Annotated in this window: 7 protein-coding genes; 4 read left to right on the plus strand and 3 right to left on the minus strand. The window is 71.6% G+C overall.

Features of this window, described 5'->3' with window-relative positions; translation table 11 throughout:
- The first annotated feature begins 62 nt into the window (after positions 1–62).
- The 3 genes from trmB (at position 63) to ACIBBF_RS20280 (ending at position 3,082) form a co-directional block, all read left to right on the plus strand.
- Positions 63–914: a tRNA (guanosine(46)-N7)-methyltransferase TrmB gene (gene trmB, locus ACIBBF_RS20270; protein WP_397416885.1), complete on the plus strand. Its 852-nt coding sequence runs from the start codon at positions 63–65 to the stop codon at positions 912–914.
- Between the two features lie 183 nt (positions 915–1,097).
- Positions 1,098–1,436, plus strand: coding sequence for a DUF485 domain-containing protein (locus tag ACIBBF_RS20275; RefSeq protein ID WP_397416887.1), 339 nt, complete (start codon positions 1,098–1,100; stop codon positions 1,434–1,436).
- A gap of 11 nt (positions 1,437–1,447) precedes the next feature.
- The gene (locus ACIBBF_RS20280) at positions 1,448–3,082 is read left to right on the plus strand and encodes a cation acetate symporter (protein WP_397416906.1); all 1,635 of its coding nucleotides are present in this window, start codon (positions 1,448–1,450) and stop codon (positions 3,080–3,082) included.
- An 81-nt stretch (positions 3,083–3,163) separates the two neighbouring features.
- On the opposite strand, the gene ACIBBF_RS20285 is transcribed toward ACIBBF_RS20280, so the two are convergent.
- Together ACIBBF_RS20285 and ACIBBF_RS20290 are read right to left on the minus strand one after the other, a co-directional pair.
- Entirely contained in the window at positions 3,164–3,559 is a 396-nt protein-coding gene (locus ACIBBF_RS20285) for a nuclear transport factor 2 family protein (RefSeq protein WP_397416890.1), read from the minus strand.
- 39 nt (positions 3,560–3,598) lie between these two features.
- Positions 3,599–4,417, minus strand: coding sequence for an SDR family oxidoreductase (locus ACIBBF_RS20290; protein ID WP_397416892.1), 819 nt, complete (start codon positions 4,415–4,417; stop codon positions 3,599–3,601).
- Between the two features lie 91 nt (positions 4,418–4,508).
- Between ACIBBF_RS20290 and ACIBBF_RS20295 the strand changes: the two genes are divergently transcribed.
- Positions 4,509–5,315, plus strand: a complete 807-nt coding sequence (locus ACIBBF_RS20295; protein ID WP_397416894.1) for a MerR family transcriptional regulator — start codon at positions 4,509–4,511, stop codon at positions 5,313–5,315.
- Between the two features lie 58 nt (positions 5,316–5,373).
- On the opposite strand, the gene ACIBBF_RS20300 is transcribed toward ACIBBF_RS20295, so the two are convergent.
- A complete protein-coding gene (locus ACIBBF_RS20300; RefSeq protein ID WP_397416896.1) occupies positions 5,374–7,698 on the minus strand; it encodes an FdhF/YdeP family oxidoreductase in 2,325 nt (774 codons plus the stop codon).
- Between the last annotated feature and the right edge of the window lie 394 nt (positions 7,699–8,092).

Consider the following 8,092-nt stretch of genomic DNA (forward strand, 5'->3'; position numbering starts at 1 on the left):
GCGGCGGGGCGCGAATCCTTGCGGATACGCAACGTGTCGGCGGCACCTCGTACGATTTCGCTGTGAGCCAGCCCGTACCCTCCCCGTCCGACGCCGCCCCCCAGCACGGTCACTCGGAGCGGCCCGACGCCGCCCCCCAGCACGGTGACCCGGAGCAGCCCGACGCCGCCCGCCGTGCCGAGCTGGCGGGCTTCCGGACCAAGCCGGTGTCGTTCGTGCGCCGTTCGGGCCGGCTCACGGACCGGCAGAAGCGGCTGTGGGACGACCGGCACGATGCCTACCTGATCGACGTGCCCCGCGCGATCGCGCGCACCTCCGTGGACCCGGGATTCGTGCTGGACCCGGCGGCGGTGTTCGGCCGCACGGCCGGGCTGGTCGTGGAGATCGGCTCGGGGATGGGCGACGCCGTCGTCGAGGCTGCCGCCACCGATCCCGAGCGGGACTACCTCGCCGTCGAGGTGTACCAGCCCGGCCTGGCCCACACGATCGCGGCGGCCGAGCGGGCCGGTGCCGCCCAGGGGCGACAGGGGCTGCCCAACCTGCGGCTCGTGCAGGCCAACGCCGCGGAGCTGCTGGCCACGACCGTCGGGGCCGGGGCGGTGGACGAGCTCTGGGTCTTCTTCCCCGACCCGTGGCACAAGTCGCGGCACCACAAGCGCCGCCTGGTCACCGCCGAGTTCGGCGCGCTCGCGGCACGGGTGCTGCGACCCGGCGGGACGCTGCGGCTGGCGACCGACTGGGCGGAGTACGCGGAGCAGATGATCGAGGTGCTCGACGCCGACGAGCACCTGGGCAACGTCCACGGTCCCGGCGGCCGGGCTCCCCGGTTCGAGCGGCGCGTGCTGACCGGGTTCGAGCGCAAGGCGCACCAGGCCGGGCGCGAGATCACGGACCTCACGTACGTGCGGCGCTGACCTGCCCGTTTCCCGGGATGGCCCGTGCTGACCGCTGGGATATAACGAGTTGGTCAAGTCGGTAAACCCACCGTGTGATCTGTTTGCCCCGACCATGTGATGTGCGGCACATTGGGCCACGGGTGCGAAGAGCGCACCGGGCCGCGGGCAGAGCGCGCGCCCCCATGAGCCAATGGAGGCGTCATGAGTGACGTAGAGGCTTCAGGGCCTGTAGAAACCGATTACCAACGCGTCGAGCGATCGGACGAGTTCCAGAGTCTCCGCAGGGCGTTCCGCAACTTCGTCTTCCCCATGACCGCGCTGTTCCTGGTCTGGTACCTGCTGTACGCGCTCATGAGCACGTACGCGCACGAGTTCATGAGCATCCGGGTGGCCGGCACCATCACGGTCGGGCTCGTCTTCGGGCTGCTCCAGTTCGTGTCCACGTTCGTGATCACCACGCTCTACGCGCGGTGGGCCAACAACAAGTTCGACGCCCGGGCGCAGGCCCTGCGCGAGGAGATCGAGGAGGGCCAGCTGTGAACGGGACCGTCATGGCAGCCGCGGCCACGAACGTCGGCAACACCTGGATCAACATCGGCATCTTCGCCGGGTTCGTCGTGGTCACCCTCATCATCGTCTTCCGGGTGTCGCGGCAGAACAAGAGCGCGGCGGACTTCTACGCCGGCGGGCGCAGCTTCACCGGCACGCAGAACGGCACGGCGATCGCGGGCGACTACCTGTCGGCGGCGAGCTTCCTCGGCATCGCCGGCGCCATCGCCGTCAACGGGTACGACGGCTTCCTGTACTCCATCGGCTTCCTCGTGGCGTGGCTCGTCGCCCTGCTGCTCGTGGCCGAGCTGCTGCGCAACACCGGTAAGTTCACGATGGCCGACGTGCTGTCGTTCCGCCTCAAGCAGCGGCCGATCCGGATGGCCGCGGCGTTGTCCACCCTCGCGGTGGTGTTCTTCTACCTGCTGGCCCAGATGGCCGGCGCGGGCGGCCTCGTGGCCCTGCTGCTCGGCATCACGGACAAGGCCGGCCAGGGCGTCGTCATCGCCGTCGTGGGCGCCCTGATGATCCTGTACGTGCTGGTGGGCGGCATGAAGGGCACCACATGGGTGCAGATCATCAAGGCGGCGCTGCTCATCGTGGGCGCCGGCGCCATGACGATCTGGGTGCTCGCGCTCTACGGCTTCAACCTGTCCGCCGTCATGCAGGAGGCCGTGAACATGGCCGGCGAGAACGGTGAGGCGATCCTGGAGCCCGGCCTGCAGTACGGCGCGTCGGCGCTGTCGCAGCTCGACTTCCTGTCCCTCGCCCTGGCCCTGGTGCTCGGCACCGCCGGCCTGCCGCACGTGCTCATGCGCTTCTACACCGTGCCGTCGGCCAAGGAGGCCCGCAAGTCCGTGGTCGTGGCGATCTGGCTGATCGGCATCTTCTACCTGTTCACCCTGGTGCTCGGGTACGGGGCCGGTGCGCTGGTGGGCCCGGAGACGATCCTCGCGGCACCCGGCGGGCAGAACTCCGCCGCGCCGCTGCTCGCGTTCGAGCTCGGCGGGGAGATCCTGCTCGGCATCATCGCGGCGGTCGCGTTCGCGACCATCCTCGCCGTCGTGGCCGGCCTCACCATCACCGCGGCGGCCAGCTTCTCCCACGACATCTACGCCTCCGTCATCAAGAAGGGGCAGGTGTCGGCCGACGGGGAGGTTCGCGTGGCCCGCTGGACGGTGGTCGTGATCGGCATCATCGCGATCCTCGGTGGCATCTTCGCCAACGGCCAGAACATCGCGTTCCTCGTGGCGCTGGCGTTCTGTGTCGCGGCGTCGGCCAACCTGCCGACCATCATCTACTCGCTGTTCTGGAAGCGGTTCAACACGTCCGGCGCCCTGTGGAGCATCTACGGCGGCCTGATCTCGACCGTCGTGCTGATCATCTTCTCCCCGGTGGTCTCCGGGAAGCCCGCCGACCCGGTCACCGGGCTGAGCAAGTCGATGATCAGCAACCCGGACATCGACTTCCACTGGTTCCCGCTCGACAACCCGGGCATCGTGACGATCCCGCTCGCGTTCGTGCTCGGCATCGTCGGCACCTACCTGAGCAAGGAGCGGTCGCACCCGGAGAAGTACGCCGAGATGGAGGTCCGGTCCCTGACGGGCGCGGGCGCGGAGAAGGCAGTCTCGCACTGACTCCCGCCGTGCTGCGTCGAGTGCTGGATATCTGCCCTTTCCGGCGTGTCAGGAGGGCAGGTATCCAGCACTCACCTGTCGTCAGGGGGTGATGAGGAGCTCGGCGATGCGGTCGGCGTCCAGGGTGTAGCGGTAGCTCAGGTCGACGACGCCGCCCGGGAAGTCGCCCTCCAGGTGGCGGACGGCGGTCCAGTGCTCCTCGTCGTCCTGGCGGACGGCGGTCAGCTCGCTCGTGAAGGTGTACTCGCTGGCCGCCCGGCCGATCCATGCGCGGATCTCGGCGCGCCCGCGGTACGTGTTCCCGTCGTCGGTGACGACGGCGTCGTCGGCGTAGCACTCCAGCTCGCGCTCGGCGTCGCGGGCCTCGTGCGCGGCGAGGTGCGCGGCCAGGACGGCGGGCAGGACGGCGGGCAGGACGGCGGCCGGGTCGGTGGGCAGGTCGGTGGTGTCGGCCGTCGGGCCGGGGAACGTGTCCATGGTGGTTCCTCTCGTGGTGGTGGGTGTCGGACGGCGGCGTCAGCCGACCGTGCGTACGGTGCCGCCGTCGATGGTGTGCTCGGCGCCGGTGATGGCCGCTGCCCGGTCGCTGACGAGGAAGGCGACGAGCTCCGCGACCTCCGCGGGATCGCTCGGGCGGCCGAGCGGGATGCCGCCCAGCGAGTCCATGAGCTGGTCCAGGGCCTCCTCGCGGCTGATCTCCTGCCCCGCCGACAGCCGCTCGACCAGCGCCTGTGCGCTCGACGTGCGGATGAACCCCGGGGAGACGACGTTGACGCGGACCCCGTGCGGGGCAACCTCGGTGGCGAGCCCCTTGCTGTACGTCGTGAGGGCGGCCTTGGCCGCCGCGTAGCCGAGCGTGGCGGCGTGCAGCGGCATCCTGCGCTGGATCGAGGAGACGTGGACCACCGCACCCCCGCCCGCGGCGATCATGCCGGGCAGCAGGGCACGGTCCAGCCGGGTCGCGGACAGCAGGTTCAGGCTCAGCTCGTCCGCCCAGTGCCCGTCCGACAGGGCCGCGAAGCCGCCCGACGGCGACCGGGAACCGCCGAGCGTGTGCACCAGGACGTCCACACCGCCCAGGTGCTCCGCGACGTGGTCCGCGACCAGGGCCGTACCCTCCGGGGTGGTGAGGTCGGCCGCGACGAAGCCGGGGGAGTCCGGCTGCGGCTCGGGTGCGGTGCGGGCGACGGCCAGCACCGTGGCGCCCGCCGCGCGGAGCCGACGGGCGACGGCCGCGCCGGTGCCCCTGCTGCCGCCGGTGACCAGGGCTCGCCGGCCGTCGAGACGGTCGTCGATGGGAATGGCCGGCCGTTCGGTGTCGTGCGTGGTGTGCATACCGCCAGGCTGAGGTCTCCCGCAGGGAGAGGGTCAAGTGGTCCCTGACCCCGGTCGACCTTCCCCCAGGGGGAGGGTGCACAGTGGTGCCGTGACCCGAGGCCTGACCATCGGCGAGTTCGCCGAGCTCACCCACCTGAGCGTGCGCACCCTGCGCCGGTACCACGAGTCCGGTCTGCTGGAGCCGGACCGGGTCGACCCGGTCAGCGGCTACCGCTACTACACGAGCGCGCAGATCCCGCCCGCCCAGGTCATCCACCGCCTGCGTGAGCTGGACGTGCCGCTCGCGGAGGTGCGGCAGATCCTCGCCACGCCCGACGCCGGCGAGCGGGCCGAGCTGGTCTCCGCCCACCTGCGCCGGCTGGAGGCCGAGCTGGAGCGCACCCGGTCCGCCGTCGCCTCGCTGCGACAGCTCCTGGCGCCGTCGCCGGCCCCGGAGGTGGTGCTGCGCTCGGAGCCGGCCCGCACGGTCGCGGCGATCTCCGGTGTCGTGGCGCACGACGAGGTGCTGGTCTGGTACGCGGACGCGACGGCCGAGCTGGACGGCGCCGTCGCCGGGCACGAACGGCTGGGACCGGCGGGCGGGCACTACGCCAACGAGCTGTTCAGCGACGGTCGTGGTCCGGTCCTGGTCTACCGTCCCGTCGCGGACCCGCCGGAGCGCGGCCGGGTGCGTCCTGTCGAGCTGCCCGCCGTGGAGCTCGCCGTCGTCGTGCACCACGGACCGCACGACGACATCGACGTCACGTACGGCCGGCTCGGCGCCTGGGTGGTCGAGCACGCCCTCGCGCTGGACGGCCCGGTGCAGGAGACCTACCTCGTCACGCCGTCCGACACCCCGGATCCCGCGGCGTGGCGGACGGAGCTGGCCTGGCCGGTCTTCCACCTCGCACCGTGACCGTTGAGTGCGGGATATTCGCCCCTTTTCGTGTGCCAGGAAGGCGAATGTCCCGCACTCAACGGGCGGGCTCCAGGCGGACGACCACCGACTTCGACGCCGGGGTGTTGCTGCCCTCCGCCGTGTGGTCCAGTGGGACCAGCACGTTGGTCTCCGGGAAGTACGCCGCCGCGCAGCCGCGCGCCGTCGGGAACGAGACGGCGCGGAAGCCCTCCGCGCGGCGCTCGTCGATCCGGCCGTCTGCGCCCGGCCACTCGCTGATCAGGTTCACCGTGTCGCCGTCGGCGAACCCGCCGGCGGCCAGGTCGTCCGGGTGGACGAACACGACGCGCCGCCCGTTCTTCACGCCGCGGTACCGGTCGTCGAGGCCGTAGACGGTGGTGTTGAACTGGTCGTGCGAGCGCACGGTCTGGAGCAGCAGGCGCCCCTCCGGCACCCGGGCCACCTCGAGCTCGTTGACGGTGAAGTTCGCCTTGCCGGTGACGGTCGGGAACACCCGGGCGTCGCGTGGCGGGTGGGGCAGCACGAACCCGCCCGGCTCGGCCACACGGCGCTCGAAGTCCTCGAAGCCGGGGATCACGCGGGAGATGGAGTCGCGGATGCGTGCGTAGTCGGCGGCGAACTCCTCCCAGGGCGTCGGGTCGTCCGGCCCGAGCACGCGGCGCGCCAGGTCGCAGAGGATCGCGGGCTCGCTGCGCAGGGCGGCCGACGCCGGCGCGAGCCGGCCCCGCGAGGTGTGCACCACGCTCATCGAGTCCTCGACGGTCACGACCTGCTCGCGCCCGCCCGTGGTGTCCCGCTCGGTGCGACCGAGGCACGGCAGCACCAGCGACCGCCTGCCGGGCAGCACGTGCGAGCGGTTCAGCTTGGTCGACACGTGCACGGTGAGCGGGACGTCCCGCAGCGCGGCCTCGGTGACGGCACTGTCCGGCGTGGCGGCGGCGAAGTTGCCGCCCACCGCCATGAACACCCGAAGGTGCCCGTCACGCAGCGCCCGGACGGTGTCGACGACGTCGTACCCGTGGGCGCGCGGCGGCTCGAAGCCGAACTCCGTGCCGAGCGCGTCGAGGAACGCCCCGGTGGGCCGCTCCCAGATGCCCATGGTGCGGTCGCCCTGCACGTTGCTGTGCCCGCGCACGGGACAGGCGCCCGCGCCCGGCCGGCCGACGTTGCCGCGCAGCAGCAGGAAGCTCACCACCTCGCGGATGGTCGCCACCGACTGCTTGTGCTGGGTCAGGCCCATCGCCCAGCAGACGATGACGTTCTTCGCCTCGAGCACGTCACCGACGAACGCCTCGATCTCGCTGCGGTCCAGGCCGGTGGCGGCGTCGACGTCGGCCCAGTCGAGGGCCCGCCAGGCGGCCGCCGCATGCTCGAAGCCGGAGGTGTGCTCGGCGATGAACTCGTGGTCCAGCACGCCGGGGTGGCCGGCGGTGCGGGCGTCGTCGTCGGCCTCCAGGAGGAGGCGGTTGACGGCCTGGAAGAGGGCGAGGTCGCCGGCCAGGCGCACCTGGAGGAACCGGTCGGCAAGCCGGGTGCCCGGTCCGACGACGCCGCGCACGCGCTGCGGGTTCTTGAAGGTCTGCAGGCCGGCCTCGGGCAGCGGGTTGATCGCGACGATCCGGGCCCCGCGGTCCTTGGCGTGCTCCAGGGCGGTGAGCATGCGCGGGTGGTTGGTCCCGGGATTCTGGCCGACGACGACGATCAGGTCGGCGTGGTCGGTGATGTCCTCCAGCGAGACGCTGCCCTTGCCGATGCCGAGCGTCTCCGTCAGCGCCGTGCCGGACGACTCGTGGCACATGTTGGAGCAGTCGGGCATGTTGTTGGTGCCGAGCTTGCGTGCCAGGAGCTGGTAGACGAACGCGGCCTCGTTGCTGGTGCGGCCCGACGTGTAGAACGCAGCCTGGTCCGGTGAGTCGAGACCGCGCAGCTCGGTGGCCACGAGGTCGAGCGCCTCGTCCCAGGACACCGGGCGGTAGTGGTCGGAGCCCTCGTCGCGCAGCATCGGCTCCGTGAGCCGGCCCGACTTGCCCAGCCGGTGGTCGGTCCAGGTGGCCAGCTCCGAGATGGGGTGCTCGGCGAAGAACGCGGCGTCGGCGCGCCGGCGCGTGGCCTCCTCGGCGATGGCCTTGGCGCCGTTCTCGCAGAACTCGGCGACGTGCGGCTTGCCCGGTTCGGGCCAGGCGCACCCGGGGCAGTCGAAGCCGCCGTGCTGGTTCAGGATCGGCAGGGTGCGCAGACCGCGCGCGACGCCCGCCTCGTCGATCACGTGGGCCAGGCCGTGCACCACCCCGGGCACCCCGGCGGCGCTGGTCTTGGGCGGACCGATGCGCAGGGTCTTCTCGGGGGTATCGGTGCGGGCCTCGTCGCTCACGTCGGTCACCTGCCCGACCCTACGCCGGTTTCACCCGGGTGTGGAGGGCGGCGGGGTTCGGTCTGGTGGGTGGGTTTGGGTGGGGTGTTCGGTGTGCTGCATGGCTGCGGGCGGGGTGTTCGGTCTGGTGGGTGGGTTTGGGTGGGGTGTTCGGTCTGATGCGTGGGTTCGGGCGGGGTGTTCGGTCTGATGCGTGGGTTCGGGCGGGGTGCTCGGTGTGCTGCATGGCTGCGGGTGGGGTGTTCGGTCTGATGCGTGGGTTCGGGCGGCGTGTTCGGTCTGCTGCACTGCTGCGGGCGGGCTGTTCGGTCGTTTGCCTCGAGATCGGTCCATCGATGGACCGATCTCGAGGCAAACGACCGATCCTGGGGGCTGTGCGGTGCAAACGACCGATCTTGGGGGG

Origin of the sequence: Promicromonospora sp. NPDC050880, from assembly GCF_044456525.1 — a bacterium.
Classification (GTDB): domain Bacteria; phylum Actinomycetota; class Actinomycetes; order Actinomycetales; family Cellulomonadaceae; genus Promicromonospora.

Excerpts from the sequence above, each read along its gene's own strand:
- ACIBBF_RS20285 (WP_397416890.1), bottom strand. The coding sequence starts at position 3,559 with ATGGACACGTTCCCCGGCCCGACGGCCGACACCACCGACCTGCCCACC.
- ACIBBF_RS20290 (WP_397416892.1), bottom strand. The coding sequence starts at position 4,417 with ATGCACACCACGCACGACACCGAACGGCCGGCCATTCCCATCGACGAC.
- ACIBBF_RS20280 (WP_397416906.1), top strand. The coding sequence starts at position 1,448 with ATGGCAGCCGCGGCCACGAACGTCGGCAACACCTGGATCAACATCGGC.
- ACIBBF_RS20275 (WP_397416887.1), top strand. The coding sequence starts at position 1,098 with ATGAGTGACGTAGAGGCTTCAGGGCCTGTAGAAACCGATTACCAACGC.